The organism is Microvirga pakistanensis (assembly GCF_004458765.1).
GTDB classification, from domain to species: Bacteria; Pseudomonadota; Alphaproteobacteria; order Rhizobiales; family Beijerinckiaceae; genus Microvirga; species Microvirga pakistanensis.
Map to the genome: position 1 here is coordinate 1 of NZ_SPJX01000558.1, position 223 is coordinate 223.

1 protein-coding gene is annotated in these 223 nt (G+C 70.4%); it reads left to right on the top strand.

Annotated elements, in window-relative coordinates; translation table 11 throughout:
- Window positions 1-223: SAM-dependent methyltransferase (locus E4K09_RS29430; protein WP_425293881.1), on the top strand; the 223-nt coding region annotated here is incomplete at both ends.

Consider the following 223-nt stretch of genomic DNA (forward strand, 5'->3'; position numbering starts at 1 on the left):
CGAAAGACCGGGCGCATGCCTCCTCGATATCGGCGCCGGGGCGGCGGGTCTCTCCATCACCCTGTGCCAGACATTTCCCCATCTCGCTGCGGTCGCGCTTGAACCGGCCGACCACCCCGCCGCGATCGGCGAGCGGCATGTGCGCGAGGCGGGGCTTGCCGCGCGCGTCACCGTGCGCCGTCAGCGCGTCGAGCACATGGAGGACGTGGAGACCTTCGATCTC